12 protein-coding genes are annotated in these 16,341 nt (G+C 61.5%); 11 read left to right on the plus strand and 1 reads right to left on the minus strand.

The genetic code is table 11. The features are described 5' to 3' along the window. Positions 1-48 precede the first annotated feature (48 nt). A complete protein-coding gene (locus BLO50_RS08980) occupies positions 49-855 on the minus strand; it encodes a substrate-binding periplasmic protein (RefSeq protein ID WP_167354449.1) in 807 nt (268 codons plus the stop codon). A 318-nt stretch (positions 856-1,173) separates the two neighbouring features. Here BLO50_RS08980 and BLO50_RS08985 point away from each other — a divergent pair, with 318 nt between their 5' ends. From BLO50_RS08985 to BLO50_RS09035, 11 genes are all read left to right on the plus strand, one after another. Next, a complete protein-coding gene (locus BLO50_RS08985) occupies positions 1,174-2,547 on the plus strand; it encodes a glutamine synthetase family protein (protein ID WP_090251523.1) in 1,374 nt (457 codons plus the stop codon). Between the two features lie 39 nt (positions 2,548-2,586). Then, positions 2,587-3,975 (plus strand): aldehyde dehydrogenase family protein, encoded by a 1,389-nt coding sequence (locus BLO50_RS08990; protein WP_090251525.1) that lies wholly within the window; start codon positions 2,587-2,589, stop codon positions 3,973-3,975. 8 nt (positions 3,976-3,983) lie between these two features. Further along, a complete protein-coding gene (locus tag BLO50_RS08995; protein WP_090251528.1) occupies positions 3,984-5,153 on the plus strand; it encodes an iron-containing alcohol dehydrogenase in 1,170 nt (389 codons plus the stop codon). 183 nt (positions 5,154-5,336) lie between these two features. Next, positions 5,337-6,260: an ABC transporter ATP-binding protein gene (locus BLO50_RS09000; RefSeq protein ID WP_090251530.1), complete on the plus strand. Its 924-nt coding sequence runs from the start codon at positions 5,337-5,339 to the stop codon at positions 6,258-6,260. Next, positions 6,257-6,991, plus strand: a complete 735-nt coding sequence (locus BLO50_RS09005) for an ABC transporter permease subunit (RefSeq protein WP_090251533.1) — start codon at positions 6,257-6,259, stop codon at positions 6,989-6,991. The genes BLO50_RS09000 and BLO50_RS09005 overlap by 4 nt, the downstream gene beginning before the upstream one ends. 8 nt (positions 6,992-6,999) lie before the next feature. Next, positions 7,000-8,835, plus strand: coding sequence for a GldG family protein (locus BLO50_RS09010; RefSeq protein WP_090251535.1), 1,836 nt, complete (start codon positions 7,000-7,002; stop codon positions 8,833-8,835). Between the two features lie 288 nt (positions 8,836-9,123). Next, positions 9,124-9,312: a 4-oxalocrotonate tautomerase gene (locus tag BLO50_RS09015; protein WP_090251538.1), complete on the plus strand. Its 189-nt coding sequence runs from the start codon at positions 9,124-9,126 to the stop codon at positions 9,310-9,312. Positions 9,313-9,537: 225 nt separating this feature from the next. Next, positions 9,538-9,747 carry a cold-shock protein gene (locus tag BLO50_RS09020; RefSeq protein WP_090251540.1) on the plus strand — a complete coding sequence of 70 codons (210 nt, stop codon included), beginning with the start codon at positions 9,538-9,540 and terminating at the stop codon, positions 9,745-9,747. 135 nt (positions 9,748-9,882) lie between these two features. Continuing rightward, a complete protein-coding gene (gene hrpA, locus BLO50_RS09025) occupies positions 9,883-13,929 on the plus strand; it encodes an ATP-dependent RNA helicase HrpA (RefSeq protein WP_090251543.1) in 4,047 nt (1,348 codons plus the stop codon). Between the two features lie 94 nt (positions 13,930-14,023). Beyond that, positions 14,024-14,830 (plus strand): substrate-binding periplasmic protein, encoded by an 807-nt coding sequence (locus tag BLO50_RS09030; RefSeq protein ID WP_090251546.1) that lies wholly within the window; start codon positions 14,024-14,026, stop codon positions 14,828-14,830. Positions 14,831-14,947: 117 nt separating this feature from the next. Continuing rightward, entirely contained in the window at positions 14,948-16,330 is a 1,383-nt protein-coding gene (locus BLO50_RS09035; RefSeq protein ID WP_090251548.1) for a GntP family permease, read from the plus strand. Positions 16,331-16,341 lie beyond the last annotated feature (11 nt).

Below are 16,341 nucleotides of genomic sequence, written 5' to 3' on the forward strand. Positions count from 1 at the left end.
AGCGCAAGATGCGGGCGTATTTTTTTGCGTGGCAGGCAGGCGGCTCAGTCAGTGCGCGTAGCGATTGTGCAGGGCCTGGAAGCGACCATCCTGCTGCACACGTTGCAAAGCAGCGCGCCAGCGCGCGATGTCCTGCTCCGGCATGCCACGGGACAGGGCGATAAAGCCTTCATCGCGGCCCAGTTGCACGGCGCTTGGGCGCACCTTGTCGGCCGCGACGCCCGCCTCGCGCAGCCTCTGCGCCAGCTCTGAGTCAGCCGAGGCAACCAGCGCGATCCGGCCGGCTGCGAGCATGCTGAAGCAGGTGTTGTAAGTGTTGTTGCGCTTTAGTTGGGTGAACGCCATGGCTGTCAGGCGTTCGTCATGGGAGCTGCCGTTGAGTACGCACACCGGCAGGTTCTTGGCATCCTCCAGGTTGTGGATACCGGTGGGCCGTTGGCTGTTTTCGTAGAGCCAGTCCGTCTCTTCCCAGATGGGCCCGACCCAGTGCGCCAGCGGCAGGCGTTCCGGGGTTTTGGCAAGGTTGAAGAGCACCACATCGTCACGCTGTTGCAGTTGCGCCAGACCACGCGCCAAGGGCACTTCCTGGATTGGCAGCGGTTCGGCCATATCAGTCAGCAACTCGCGCACCAGCTCCAGAAAGAACGCCCGCTTGCCGGCATGTTCGCGTCCGCGTAACTGGCCGTCGATCAGTACGGCTTGGCTATCCAGGCTGTGGGTGTAGATCAGCCAGTCACGTGCCAAGCAGGCCGTAGGCGCAAGCCAGGCAGCGAGTACCAGCGCAACTGCGGCGGCAACTGCTGTGCGATGCCGAGTCTGGCCGGGCGCTGGCAGGGTGCGGGGCATCGGGTTCAAACAATCTCCGGTATGGCTTCTGGCGGCCACCTGGCGCATGCAGCCAAGTGTTCGGCGGACGGTGATCTGTGCTTTTACAGCAGAGCAGTGCCTGCCGTCATCTGTGATGCAACGCGTGCGAGTTGTTTTGCCTAATTGACCAGCCAACTTGGCAAACCTGTACCACACTGATGGAGCTTTTTGCCGGGTGTTCTAACAGGCGTTGTGTAGTCGTCAGGGCGCGTTGTGTAGTGGTTGTGGGGATGCGCTTGAGACGCTGTTGTTGCCTGCAGGACTGACACCGGATGTCGGCCATAACAACAATAGACAGGTGCATTTATGCTCAATCCGCGAGACGTGAAAACCGTTCAGGATGCCAAGCGTATTGTCGAAGAGCGCGGCCTCAGCCATATCAAGGTTGGGGTGTTCGATAACGATGGCGTGATGCGCGGCAAATACCTCAGCCGCAGCAAATTCTTCTCTGCCCTCGACAGCGGCTTTGCCTTCTGTGATGTGGTGCTCGGCTGGGACGTGAAGGACCAGCTCTATGACAACGCTCAATACACCGGCTGGCACACCGGCTACCCGGATGCGCCGGTGCGGGTGCTGCCTCATACCTGCCGCGACTTACCCTTCGAGAACGGTATGCTGCTTTTTATCTGCGAGTTTGCCGAGGCAGCGGAAAAGGTCTGCCCACGCGGCACCCTGCGCCGGGTGATTGAGCGCTGCAAAGCCATGGGTTTCGATGCCTTTGCTGCGCTGGAATATGAGTTCTTCATGTTCGATGAAACCCCGGAGTCGGCCCGCGAGAAGGGTTTTCGCAATCTCAAACCGTTCACGCCGGACTGGTTTGGCTACTCGATGATTCGCAACTCGGTGCATGCCGAGTTGTACCACGAGATCCTGGAAATGGCCGAGCGCATGGACTTCCCCATCGAAGGCCTGCACACCGAAACCGGCCCCGGCGTGCTGGAGGCGGCGATTGCCTATGACCGTGCCGAAGCCGCAGCCGACAAGGGCGCGCTGTTCAAGACTTTTATGAAGGTGCTTGCCCAGCGCAACGGCCTGATGGCCACCTTTATGGCCAAGTGGTCGGGCAAATATCCGGGGCAGAGCGGGCATATCCATGTGTCGCTGCGTGATCTGGCCAGCGGCAAGTCGGCGTTCTATGACCCGAGCCAGGCGCACAACATGAGCAAGATCCAGCGTCACTTTCTTGCTGGCCAGCAGCGCCTGATGCCGGAATTCCTCTGCATGGTCGCGCCAACGCTGAACAGCTACCGGCGGCTGATTCCCGGTTTCTGGGCGCCCACCGATGCCACCTGGGGTGTTGAAAACCGTACTGCTGCGTTGCGGGTAATCCCCGGGAGCGATAAATCCCAGCGTCAGGAATATCGCCTCGGCGCGGCGGACGGCAATCCGTTTCTGGCCCTATCGGTGGCGCTCGGCTCCGGTCTGTATGGCGTGATGCAGCAGTGGGAGCCGACCGAGCCGGTGGTAGGCAACGCCTACGCCATGAAGCACCCGGAAGAGCTGGCCCTGCCGCGCACCCTGTGGGATGCGGCGCAACGGCTGAAGGCTTCGACGGCGGCGCGGGAGTTGTTTGGCGATGAGTTCGTCGAGCATTTCGCCGCCAGCCGCGAGTGGGAAGAGCGCGAATACCGCCGTCATGTCAGCGACTGGGAACTGGATCGCTACTTCGAAATTATCTAGCGCGCGGCCCCGGCTGATTGGGCTTATGGAGTCTTTTCAATGAGCAAACTGCAATGCATTTCCCCCATCGATGGCTCTGTGTATGTCGAGCGTCATCTGGCCTCCAACCCCGAAATTCAGGCGGCTCTAGCCAGGGCCGAGCTGGCGCAGCAGGCCTGGAAGACCACCCCGTTGGCCGAGCGCATCGCCATCGGCCGCAGGGCTATTGCGGCCTTCGCCGCCAAGGAAACCCAGCTGGCTGAAGAGCTGTGCTGGATGATGGGCCGGCCGATCCGCTATGCCGCAGGCGAAGTGCGCGGCTTTGTCGAGCGGGCCAGCTATATGGCGGACATTGCCGAGAGCGCCCTGGCCGATATTCAGGTGCCAGAAAAGCCCGGTTTTATCCGTTTTATCCGCCGTGAACCGCTGGGTGTGGCGCTGGTGATCGCCCCCTGGAACTACCCCTATCTGACTGCAGTGAACGCGGTGATGCCGGCGCTGCTGGCGGGCAATGCAGTGCTGCTCAAGCATTCAGCGCAAACCCCGCTGTGCGCCGAGCGTATGGTCGAAGCCTTCAGCGAAGCTGGCTTGCCGGACGGAGTATTCCAGTACCTGCACTTGAGCCACGGTGAAACCGAGGCGCTGATCCAGGCGCCGACTATCGCCCACGTCGCCTTCACCGGTTCGGTGCCCGGCGGCACCATGGTCGAACGGGTGGCGGTGGGGCGCTTTCTCAGCATCGGCCTGGAACTGGGCGGTAAGGATCCAGCTTATGTTCGTGCTGACGCCGATCTGGCCCACGCGGTGGAAACCACCATTGATGGGGCGTTCTTCAACTCCGGGCAATCCTGCTGCGGCATCGAGCGCATTTATGTGCACGAATCGCTCTACGACGCCTTCGTCGAGCAGGCGGTGGCGTTGGTCAAACAGTACAAACTCGGCCGCTCCGATGACCCGGACACCACGTTAGGCCCACTGGTGCGCGCCGAGGCGGCGGATTTCGTCCGTGGGCAGATTCACGATGCCATTGAGCAGGGCGCCACTGCCCATCTGGTGCCGGCCGACTTTGCTATGGACCATCCAGGCTCGCAGTATCTGGCGCCGCAGGTGCTGACCAACGTGAATCACGGCATGCGGGTGATGACCGAAGAATCCTTCGGCCCAGTGGTAGGCATCCAGAAGGTCAAGGATGACGAGGAAGCCCTGGCGCTGATGAACGACAGCGAGTTTGGCCTGACGGCCGCGATCTTCAGCCGTGACGTGGATGCCGCCATGGCCCTGGCCGAACGGGTAGAGGCGGGCACGGTGTTTCTCAATCGCTGTGACTACCTCGACCCTGCACTGGCCTGGACCGGGGTGAAGAACTCCGGGCGCGGCTGCACCCTGTCCAGCGTCGGCTTCGAGCATGTCACCCGGCCGAAATCCTTCCACTTCAAAACTCAGCTGTGAGGCGCGCCATGGACCTGAATCATTACCGCATGAACTGGAATTACCCGACCTCGGTGCGCGTCGGTGTGGGCCGCATCAACGAGCTGGCAGCGGCTTGCCGGCAACTGGGCATGAGCGCACCGCTGCTGGTCACCGACCCTGGCCTGGCCACTTTGCCGATGATCGACCGCGCGCTGTTGCATTGCCGCGACGATGGCCTCAAGGCCGGCTTGTTTCATGGCATCAAGGGCAACCCCACCGGACAGAACGTGATGGACGGGGTGGCCGCATTCAAAGCCGGCAAGCATGACGGGGTGATCGCCTTTGGCGGCGGCTCGGCGCTGGATGCCGGCAAGGCCATCGCCCTGATGGTCGGCCAGGATCGGCCCTTGTGGGATTTCGAGGACATCGGCGACAACTGCAGCCGCGTCAATGTTGCCGGCATGGCCCCGGTGGTGGCGGTGCCGACCACCGCCGGCACCGGCTCTGAAGTGGGTCGTGCCTCGGTGATCACCGATGATGCCGTACATATCAAACGCATTATCTTCCACGCGCGCATGCTGCCGGCGCTGGTGATCCTCGATCCCGAGCTGACCCTCGGCCTGCCGGCCAACATCACTGCCGCCACTGGTATGGATGCGCTGTCGCATAACCTGGAGGCGTTCTGCTCACCGCTGTTCCACCCCATGGCCGAAGGTATTGCCCTGGAAGGCATGCGCCTGGTGCAGCAGTATTTGCCGCGCGCGGTGGCGCAGGGCAGCGATGTTGAAGCGCGGCTACAGATGCTGGTGGCCTCGAGCATGGGCGCCACCGCATTCCAGCGTGGCCTGGGCGCCATGCATGCGCTGGCCCATCCGCTCGGTGCGCTGTACGACGCCCACCACGGCCTGCTCAATGCAGTACTGATGCCTTACGTGCTGGTTGCTAACCGCGAACGTATCGAGCCGCAGATGGAGAAAATGGCTCGCTATCTGAACCTGGCCAAGCCAGGTTTTACGGGCGTGCTGGAGTGGGTGATGGCGCTGCGTGAGCAGGTCGGTATCCCGCACAGCCTGAGCGAAATTGGCATTGATGACGCGCGCATCGAGCAGGTTGGACAGATGGCTGAGGTCGACCCCTCTGCCGGCACCAACCCGATTGCCTTTACCGCTGCGCAATACAGTCAGCTGTTTGAAAAAGCCCTGCGTGGCACCCTCTAATCTCTGGCCTTACCAGCGCTGCTCGCTTGGGCGAGCAGCGCTGTAGCGAACAGATACATGACCCGCCGGTTCTTCGCTTGCGCTGCCTGCGCGTGACTCCTTATATTCCCCCGGCATTTAAGCGCGCCCGGCTTGCGCCTGCCCGGCTGCAAGCAGGGTCTGTTACCGCAATGGTGAGAGGCCATGATCGAAATAAAAAACCTAACCAAGCGTTTTGCGCAGCACACGGCTGTTGACGACCTGTCCTTCAGTGTTAAGCCCGGTGAAGTGCTGGGCTTTCTCGGCCCCAACGGTGCCGGCAAATCCACCACCATGAAGATGCTCACCGGCTTTCTCGCGCCGACTTCAGGCAGTGCCAGCATCCTCGGTTTCGATATCCAGAAAGACACCCTCAAGGCCCAGCGGCAGATCGGTTATCTGCCCGAAGGCGCGCCGTGCTACGGTGATATGACGGTGCGCAGCTTCCTCGAATTTATCGCCGAGGTGCGCGGCTTCAAGGGCGCCGAGAAGCGTCAGCGGGTGGCCAAAGCAGTCGCTCAGGTCGAGTTGGACGCCGTGCTGGAACAGTCGATCGAAACTCTGTCGAAAGGCTTCAAGCGTCGCGTCGGCCTGGCCCAGGCGATTCTGCATGATCCCAAGGTGCTGATCCTCGACGAACCCACCGACGGCCTCGACCCCAACCAGAAGCACCAAGTGCGCAAGCTGATCCAGAGCCTGGCCCACGACAAGATCGTGATCATTTCCACCCACATCCTCGAAGAAGTGTCCGCTGTGTGCACCCGCGCGGTGGTGATCGCCCACGGCAAGCTGCTGGCCGACGGCACGCCGCTGGAGCTGGAGAGCCGCTCGCGTTATCACCAGGCCGTCACCCTGGTGGCTGCCGAGCCGCTCGATCAGGCCGCGCTGGCTGCGCTGCCGGGCGTGGCCGGGGTGGAAGAAAATACCCTGGAACACAGCCTGAGCATCCTCGCCAAACCGGGTGAAGTGATCTTCCCGCAGGTCAACGCGCTGATCGCGGAGCGCGGCTGGCAGGTCAAGGAATTGAATGTCGAACGCGGGCGGCTGGACGAAGTGTTCCGCAGCCTGACCCGTGGGGAGGTGGTATGAGTCAGTTGTCGGTGGTCTTTAAGCGCGAGCTGGCGAGCTACTTCGCCACGCCGCTGGCTTACGTGTTTATCCTGATTTTCTTGGTGCTGTCCGGGGTGTTCACCTTCTACCTCGGCGGCTTCTTCGAGAGCGGCCAGGCCAATCTCGCACCGTTCTTCAATTTCCACCCTTGGCTGTATCTGTTTCTGGTGCCGGCAATTGCCATGCGCCTGTGGGCCGAAGAGCGCAAGAGCGGCACCATCGAACTACTGATGACCCTGCCCATCACCCGTTTCGACGCGGTCACTGGCAAGTTTCTCGCCGCCTGGGTGTTTGCCGGTTTGGCGTTGCTGCTGACCTTCCCGATGGTGATCACCGTCAATTACCTGGGTGAGCCGGACAACGGTGCGATCATCACCGGCTATATCGGCAGCTGGCTGCTGGCGGGTGCTTATCTGGCGATTGGCTCGTGCATGTCGGCCCTGGCGAAAAACCAGGTAATCGCCTTTATCCTGGCCGTCAGCGTGTGCTTCCTGTTTATCGTCAGCGGCTTCCCCATGGTGCTCGACGGTTTCAGTGGCTGGGCGCCGCAGTGGCTGGTGGATGCCGTGGCTTCGCTGAGCTTCCTGACCCGTTTCGATGCGATCAGCAAGGGCGTGATCGACCTGCGCGACCTGCTGTATTTCCTCACCCTGATTGCTGCCTGGTTGGCGGCGACAGCGGTGGTTATCGACCTGAAGAAAGCTGACTGAGGCCGCCCATGAAAAAGCTGATGGTTTCCAGCGCCGGGCTTGCACTCATTGCCCTGGCGTTTCTCGCCTTCAACCTGTTCTCCAGCGTCAGCCTTAGCGGCGTGCGTCTGGATCTGACCGAGCAGAAGCTCTACACCCTCTCCAGCGGCACCGAGCAGATTCTTGCCGAGCTGGATGAGCCGGTGGAGCTGAACTTCTTCTACTCCGACACCGCGACCAAGGACCTACCGGCGCTGCGCACCTACGCCAAGCGCGTCGAGGAAATGCTCAAGGCTTATCAGCGTGAGGCGGGCGACAAGCTCAAGCTGACGATTATCGACCCGGCGCCGTTTTCCGAGGACGAAGACAAAGCCGCCGAGTTCGGCTTGCAGGGCATTCCGCTGCAGCAGGGCGGCGACTCGATCTACTTCGGCCTGGCCGGCAAGAATGCCGAAGGCCTGACCCAGGTGATCCCGTTTTTCGCCCTGGATCAGGAAGAGTTCCTCGAATACGAACTCAGCCGTCTGGTGCAGAGCCTGGCCAAGCCCGAGCGCCCGGTTGTCGGCGTACTGTCTGGCTTGCAGGTCAACGGCGGTTTCGACATGGCCGCGCGGCAGCCGACACCGGCCTGGATGCTGATCGAGGAGATTCGTCAGCTGTTCCAGATCGAAAGCCTCAAGCGTGATGTCGACCTGATCCCTGAAAAGGTTTCGGTACTGCTGCTGATCCACCCTAAGCAGCTGCCTGAGCAGACCCTGTACGCGATTGACCAGTTCGTCCTGCGCGGCGGCAAGTTGCTGACCTTTGTCGACCCGTTCAGCGAGGCCGATACCCAGGCCGAAATGCCCGGCGAGATGGTCATCGACAAAGCGTCCGATCTGCCCGCGCTGTTCAAGGCCTGGGGCCTGCGCATGGTGCCGGATCAGGTGCTGGGCGACGGCTCATATGCCATGTCGGTGAGCATGGGCGAGGGCCAGCGCCCGGTGCGTCACGCTGCCTGGCTGAGCCTGCCGAAGAATGCCCTGGACAAGGACGACATCAGCACCGCTTCGCTGGAAACCATCACGGTGGCCACTGCCGGCATGCTGGAGCCGCTGGACGGCGCGAAAACCCAGTTCATCCCGCTGGTGCGCAGCTCGCAGTACGCCATGCCGTTTGATGTCAAACGCTTCGGCATGCTGGCCAACCCGGAAGAGCTGATTCGCGAACTCAAACCCACCGGCGAGCGTTACACCCTGGCCGCGCGTATCAGCGGCCCGGCGCAAACGGCTTTCCCAGAGGGGATCGAAGGGCAGAAGGATGGCCTCAAACAGGCCGACAACATCAACGTGATCGTCGTGGCCGACACCGACATGCTCACCGACCGCATGTGGGTGCAGGTGCAGGACTTCTTCGGTCAGCGTATTCCGCAGCCGTGGGCGGACAATGCCGGTTTCGCGATCAACGCCCTGGACAACCTGGCCGGCTCCGAAGCGCTGATCAGCGTGCGTTCTCGCGGTCGCTTCACCCGGCCGTTCGAGGTGGTGGACGCCATTCAGCGTGACGCCGAGGTGCAGTTCCGCGAGAAGGAGCAAGCCCTGCAAACGCAACTGGCTGATACCGAGCAGAAGCTTGCCGCTCTGCAGCAGAACCAGGACCCGAGCAAAGCCCTGGAGCTGACGCCCGAGCAACAGGCTGCGGTGCAGCAGTTTGTGCAGCAGAAACTGGCGATCCGCAAGGAGCTACGCGACGTGCGTTACCAGTTGAATGCCGATATCGAGGCCCTGGGCAGCACGCTCAAGTTCCTCAATATCGCTCTGGTGCCGCTGGTGTTGACCCTCGGCGTGCTGGCGCTGTGGTTGTGGCGTCGGCGCAAGCACGGCTAAGAACCTGTTCAAAGTCTGCTGCGCGTCGGCCCTGCTGCGTTAAAACAGGCTCGGAATGCTCATGTACACCCGTACACTCCGCTTCCTCGCCTGTTTTTGCCTTGCATGGCTCTAGCTCGCGAGCCTTGGAATAGGTTCTAAACCCGTCTGTACCTGCAAAGGGCCGCTTGATGCGGCCCTTTGTTTTTCTGTCTTCCCGGTCAGATAATGCCCGCGCGCCTATGCGCCAAGCGGATCGCCGTGACCGATCTAACCAGTCCTGTTTCATCCGTTATGAGGATTAATTAGATGCCTACCCTCCTGGTCAAAATATTCGAAGGTCGCAGCGATGAGATCAAGCGCGAGTACGCCAAAGCCCTGACCGACGCCTCAACCAAGGTGCTCGGCTGCGATGCCAGCGCGGTGGATGTGATCTTCGAGGAAGTGAAAAAGGGCGACTGGGCCACTGGTGGCGTGATGTGGTCTGAGCGCGACTAGCGTTGAACCTGGGGTGGGTTATCCGTTGCACGGTGAGCCCATCCTGTTGCCTGCTTTCTTCTCCGTAAATATCGCTGCATAGCTTGTCCTGTATGGCCTGTAGCCTGCCGGCAAAAAGACCTTTTCAGGCATAAACGCTGTTTTATACTCGGCCTTCGGTGATGGCCGGGCACTCGCCTGCAGGCCGCGCCAAACAATAAAAACTGCACGCTGGAGATACAGGTAATGGCTGAGCGCGAGACAGGCACCGTCAAGTGGTTCAATGATTCCAAGGGTTATGGCTTTATTCAGCGCGAGAGCGGCGCGGACGTGTTCGTGCATTTCCGTGCGATCCGTGGCGAAGGTCATCGCACCCTGCTCGAAGGGCAGAAGGTCGAGTTCGCCGTGACCCAGGGCCAGAAAGGCTTGCAGGCTGACGACGTGTCCGCCGTTTAAGCCCTCTCCCGCAGTAGAAAAGCCCATCACCGATGGGCTTTTTGCTTTCTGTCCTTTGGTCGTTTTCCCCTAGGCAAAAATGCGACAATCGCCGCCTTCCTGCTCGTCCCCTTGACCCCATCCCGCGATTACCCGATGACCGACGCCACGCCCGCCGTTGACCAACTGCTGAAAAATCTCGACCAGACCCTGCTGGGCGACCGTCATCGCCTGCGCCGCCAGTTGCATGAGCTGCGCAAGCAGACGCCGGTGGACGAAGCCAAGCTGGCGCAGTGGCTGCAGCGTTTCGAGGCGTCCCGTGCCAAGGTCGAGGCGCGCCGGTTGAGCGTGCCACCGATGCGTTACGACGATGCGCTGCCGATTGCCGCCAAGCGCGATGAAATTAAAGCCGCCATCGCCGCGCACCAAGTGGTGGTTATCGCTGGGGAAACCGGTTCAGGCAAGACCACTCAGTTGCCGAAGATCTGCCTGGAACTGGGCCGTGGCATACATGGACTGATCGGCCACACCCAACCACGGCGCCTGGCCGCGCGCAGCGTGGCCACCCGAGTAGCGGAAGAAATTGGCACGCCGCTGGGCGAGCTGGTCGGCTATCAGGTGCGTTTCGAGGACCAGAGCAACGAGCGCAGCCTGATCAAACTGATGACCGACGGCATCTTGCTGGCCGAAACCCAGCACGACCGCTATCTGGAAAAGTACGACACGATCATCGTCGACGAAGCCCACGAACGCAGTCTGAACATCGACTTCCTGTTGGGCTTTCTGAAAACCCTGCTGGTGCGTCGCCCTGACCTGAAGCTGATCATCACCTCGGCGACCATCGACCTGCAGCGCTTCTCCGAGCACTTCGGCGGCGCACCTATTGTTGAGGTGTCCGGCCGCACCTTCCCGGTGGACACCTGGTACCGGCCGCTGGCGGCTGAGCAGGACGAAGACGGCAACCGCGTCGAGGAAGACCTCTCCGTCGATCAGGCGATCCTCGCCACCCTGGATGAAATCAGCGCCTTCGAGAAAACCGAAGGCAAGCGACCCGGCGATGTGCTGGTGTTTCTGCCCGGCGAGCGCGAGATTCGTGATGCCGCCGAGGTGTTGCGTAAGGCCAACCTGCGCCTGACTGAAGTGCTGCCGCTGTATGCGCGCCTGACCCCGGCCGAGCAGCAGAAGATTTTCGCGCCCATGGGCGCGCGCAAGATCGTCCTGGCCACCAACGTTGCGGAAACCTCGCTCACCGTGCCGGGCATCCGTTATGTGATCGACAGCGGCACGGCGCGCATCAGCCGCTACAGCTACCGCGCCAAGGTGCAACGTTTACCGATTGAGGCCATCAGCCAGGCCAGCGCCAACCAGCGTAAGGGCCGCTGCGGGCGGGTCGAGCCAGGCATCTGCATCCGCCTGTACAGCGAGGAAGACTTCAACGGCCGCCCGGCCTTTACCGACCCGGAAATTCTGCGCACCAACCTGGCGGCGGTGATTCTGCAGATGCTGCATCTGCGCCTGGGCGAGATCGAGGCCTTCCCCTTTATCGAGCCGCCGGATGGCAAGGCCATCAGCGATGGCTTCAACCTGTTGCAGGAACTCTCGGCGGTTAACCGCGAAGGTCAACTGACGCCGCTGGGCCGCCAGCTGGCGCGCCTGCCTGTGGATCCACGCTTGGGCCGTATGGTGCTCGAAGGCGCCAAGCAGGGCAGTCTGGAAGAAATCCTGATTATCGCCAGTGCGCTATCGGTGCAGGATGTGCGCGAGCGCCCGTCCGACCGTCAGCAGGCTGCCGACCAGGCCCATGCGCAGTGGAAGGACGTCGATTCCGACTTCGCTGCGTTGATCAACCTGTGGCGCGGTTTCGAGGAACAGCGCCAGACTCTGGGTTCCAGTGCGCTGCGCAGCTGGTGCCGGAAGAACTTTCTTAACTATCTCAGGCTGCGCGAGTGGCGCGATGCGCATCGTCAGTTGGTACTGATTACCCGTGATTTGCAGCTTTCGCCTAGTAATAAAGCGCCGGGTAGGAGCGAGCTTGCTCGCGATCAGCAATCTGCAGGTCAAGCCGCGATAGCTGCGGATCGCCAGCTGTCAGCGGCTCAGAAAGAAAAAGAACTGGCCGAAAAAGATCAAGCCGCCCAACGCGCCAAAGGCTACGCCGCCGTGCACAAGGCGATTCTCGCCGGTTTGCTCAGCCAGATTGGCCAGAAAACTGAAGACGGCGATTACCTCGGCGCCCGTCAGCGGCGCTTCTGGGTGCACCCATCCTCGGTGATCGGTCGCAAGAAACCCAGCTGGCTGATGGCCGCCGAGCTGGTGGAAACCACCAAGCTCTTTGCGCGCATGGTGGCGAAGATCGAGCCAGACTGGATTGAGCCGCTGGCCGGTCACCTGATCAAGAAAAACCACCTGGAACCGCACTGGGAGAAGAAGCGCGGCCAGGTCGTGGCCTATGAACAAATCAGCCTGTACGGCCTGATCGTGGTCGGCCGCCGTGCGGTGCATTTTGGTCCGATTGATCCCGTGGCCTCGCGCGAGCTGTTTATCCGCGAGGGCTTGGTGGGCGGCGAAATCAACTCGCGCGCCAAGTGCCTGACGGCCAACCGTCAGCTTCTGGAAAAACTCGACGAACTGGAAGCCAAGGCACGCCGGCGCGACATTCTCGCCGACGAGGAAACCCTGTTCGCCTACTACGAGGCGCGCCTGCCGGCGAACATCTACCAGAGCGCCACCTTCGACAGCTGGTACAAGACGGAAAGCGCGAAGAATCCGCAGCTGCTGATCATGCGCGAAGAGGATGTGCTCGCCCGCGATGCCAAGGAAGTCACCGCTGCGCAGTACCCGGACACCCTGCGTCTGGGCGAACTGACCCTACCGCTTTCGTATCACTTCGAGCCTAACCACCCGCGTGACGGCGTGACCCTGCGCGTGCCCGCGCCGTTGTTGCCGCAACTGCCGCCTGAGCGCCTGGAATGGCTGGTGCCGGGTCTGCTGGAGGCCAAGTGCATGGCCCTGGTGCGCGGCCTGCCCAAGGCGCTACGCAAGAACTTTGTGCCGGTGCCGGATTTTGTCGGCGCCGCCCTGGGCAAGATCAGTTTTGCCGACGGCAGCCTGCCCGAGGCCCTGGGCCGCGAGCTGACGCGCATGACCGGTACGCGGGTCAGCGACGAGGCCTGGGCCGAGTCCGCCGCGCAGCTTGAGGGTCATCTGCGGATGAATATCGAAGTGGTCGACAACCAGGGCAAACCCCTGGGCGAGGGCCGCGACTTGGCCGAGCTGACCGCGCGTTTCAGCGAGGCCACCCAGGCCGGTCTAGCCCTGCCGAAAACCGCCAAGAGCCAGCAACCGGTAGAGGCTAAGGCCTTTAGCGAAGTGGCGGCGAAGACCCAGCAGCAGGTTGCGGGTCTGTCCATGACCGTCTACCCGGCGCTGGTGGAAGAAGCGGGTGTGGTCAAGGAAGGGCGCTTCCCGACCCTGGCCGAAGCCGAGTTTCAGCATCGCCGTGCCCTGCAGCGTTTGCTGCTGCAGCAACTGAGCGATCAAGCCAAATTCCTGCGCGGCAAGTTGCCGGGTTTGACCGAGCTGGCGCTGCTGTACCGTGATATGGGCCGGGTCGATGCGCTGGTTGAGGATATCCTGCTGGCCAGCCTCGACAGCTGCATCCTTGAAGGCAGCGAGCCGCTGCCGCGCGACGGTGCTGGCTTGGCGGCTCTGGCCGAGCGTAAGCGTGGCGACTGGACCGGCGAGGCCGAACGCCTGGCCAAGCTGACCCTGGAAATCCTCAAGCTCTGGCACAGCCTGCAGAAACGCTTCAAAGGCAAGATCGACCTGGCTCAGGCCATGGCGCTGAATGACATCAAGCTGCAGCTGAGCAATCTGGTGTATCCCGGTTTCGTCCGCGAAACCCCGGCGCAGTGGCTCAAAGAAGTGCCGCGCTACCTCAAGGCAATCGAACAACGCTTGGACAAGATCGCCGGCCAGGTGCAGCGCGACCGCGTGTGGAGCAGCGAGCTGGCGGGTTACTGGGAGCAGTACCAGGCACGCCTGGGCAAACACAGCCAGGAAGGCAAACGCGACCCGCAGCTGGTGCTGTACCGCTGGCTGCTGGAGGAGTACCGCGTTTCGCTGTTCGCTCAGCAGCTGGGCACCAAGCTGCCAGTCTCCGACAAGCGTCTGAGCAAGCAGTGGAGCAGCGTCGAAGCTTAAGCGCCCCTCTAGCATTGGCCTGAATCGGCGGCTTGCTTGATCACCGGAAGGTACTGCTAGACTCAGGCCACATCCCGTCGTGCCCGCGTGAGTGATGATCTTGATTGCAGTCGATGTACGCCGCTCGTCCTTGCTGCGCCTCCGCTTGTTGTTTGCCCTGTTGCTGCTGGCCTGTTGGCCGGGTCTGGCGGCAGCCACCTGTGAGAAGACGCTGCGCTGGGACGATGACCCGCCGTTCAGCATGCAAACGGTGGATGGCGCGGTGGTTGGCATCGACGTTGAAATCAATCGTGCGGCGCTGGCCCGTTTGGGCTGCCAGATCAAACTGCGCAAACTGCCCTGGGCGCGGGCGCTCAAGGAGCTGGAACTAGGCCGTCTGGATATTCTGCCCGGCGCCTTTCGCCGGCCAGAGCGTGAGGTCTATGCGCATTTCTCCGGCCCGGTGCTGCCGCCCTCGCGCAATATTCTGTTTATGCATGCCCCAGCACTGCAGCGCTGGCCCATCACTCAGCTGCTGGAGCTGCAGCACAGCGAATTCCGCCTGGGCGCACAGATCAACGTGGTCTACGGCGCAGACTACGCACAACTGATGGATGATCCGGCGTTTGCCGCGCGGGTGGTGCAGGTGGCCAACCGCAACAACCTCTGGCGCATGGTCGGCAAGGGCCGTATTGATGGTGTGATTGCCGACGAAAACACCGGTGCCTACGAAATCCAGCAACTGGGCCTCAGCGAGCGGATCAAGCCCACGGCTGTGGTGGTGTCCAGCGATGCCGCCGAGATTGCATTCAGCAAGCGCTCAATCGAGCCTGATTTTGTCCAGGCCTATGCCGATGCGCTGCGCGAATTGGTAGCGGATGGCCGTTATGAGCGGATTGTGCAGCGCTATATACAGCCGTAAACGTGACCTGCTGAAAAATAGGCAGCGCTATCGCTATTGATTTAACGGCACTGTTACTTGCTCCGCCGCCTGTGTGATGCTGTGGCAAGACAACAATAAATAACAAGGAGCGCAGTTATGTTGGGAGATTTAGGGCTGTTTGTTGGGCTTGCGTTGCTCATCTGGATGGCGTTGCGCGGTGTCAATATTTTAATTGCCGCGCTGCTGTGTTCGTTGGTGGTGGCGTTAACCAACGAGCTGGAAGCCCCCAAGGCTTTGCTCGAATATTTTCCCTTCGGGCCGTTAGGGGCGTTCACTTTCGCCGGCAAGTTCTTTGTACTTTTTCTTTGTGGCGCGATCTTCGGCAAAGTCATGGCCGCCAGCCAAGCGGCCAGCAGCATTGCTCAAGCGATTACCCGGAGCCTGGGAATTCAACGCACCCTATGGGTAAGTATGGTGGTCTGTGCTCTGCTGACCTATGGCGGTGTGGTGGTGTTCGTGGTGATTTTCACCATGTACCCACTGGGCATTACCTTGATGCGCGAGGCCAACTTGCCCAAACGGCTGTTCTGCGCGGCGACGGCTTTGGGTTCTGGCACATTCACCATGACCGCATTGCCGGGTTCGCCCTCGATCCACAACGTGATCGCCTCCAGCGCCCTGGGCACCGATCTGTTCGCCGGTGCCTGGCTTGGCCTGCTGGCCAGCGCAGTGATGATCATCCTGGGTATGGCCTATGTGCAGCGCGAGTGGCGTATGGCCCGTGCCCGGGGCGAGGGCTTTGAGAGCAATGCTCAGGATTTGCGCATGCAGCAGTTGGCAGGGGAGCCCGGTACAGGCCCGCATTGGGGCATGGCTTTGCTGCCGATTCTCGTGGTGCTGGGCGTCATCATGTTGCCACGTTTGCTGTTGCTCAGCGGCGGGGTGACGGCGGGTGAGGGCATGCTCGGCCAATTGCTGAACTTCAGTCAGCGCCAGCCCATTATCTGGCCGAGCCTGGCCCTGACAATTGCCACGCTGACGGCCATTCTGCTGTTCCCGGCGCTACGGCGTAATACCGTGGCGATGCTGGGGCAGGGCGCCGATGACTCCATCATGCCGCTGCTCAATACTGCAGCAGTGATCGGCTTTGGTGGCGTGGTCACCCAGACCGCGGGCTTCGGTCAGTTCGTTAACTGGGTACTGTCGGTGGACATGCCGCCGCTGCTGTCCATTTTCGCCTCGGTCAGCGTGGTGTCAGGCATTGTCGGCTCGTCTTCCGGCGGCCTGCAGATCTTTATGCAAACCCTGGCCCCCAAGTATCTGGAAATGGGCGTGGAGCCTGAGGTGCTGCACCGTATCGCCACCATTGCCGCTGGCGGCCTGGACTCGCTGCCACATTGCGGCGCGGTGATTGCCATGTTGATGATCATGGGGCTGAACCATAAACAGGCTTACAAGGACATCTTTGTGGTGACGGTACTGATCCCCGTGATTGCCGTATTTGTCTGCATCGGCGCATTAGGCCTGATGGCTGCTTGATAAGGCCGTTC

Origin of the sequence: Pseudomonas peli (assembly GCF_900099645.1) — a bacterium.
In the GTDB taxonomy this organism is placed as follows: Bacteria; Pseudomonadota; Gammaproteobacteria; order Pseudomonadales; family Pseudomonadaceae; genus Aquipseudomonas; species Aquipseudomonas peli.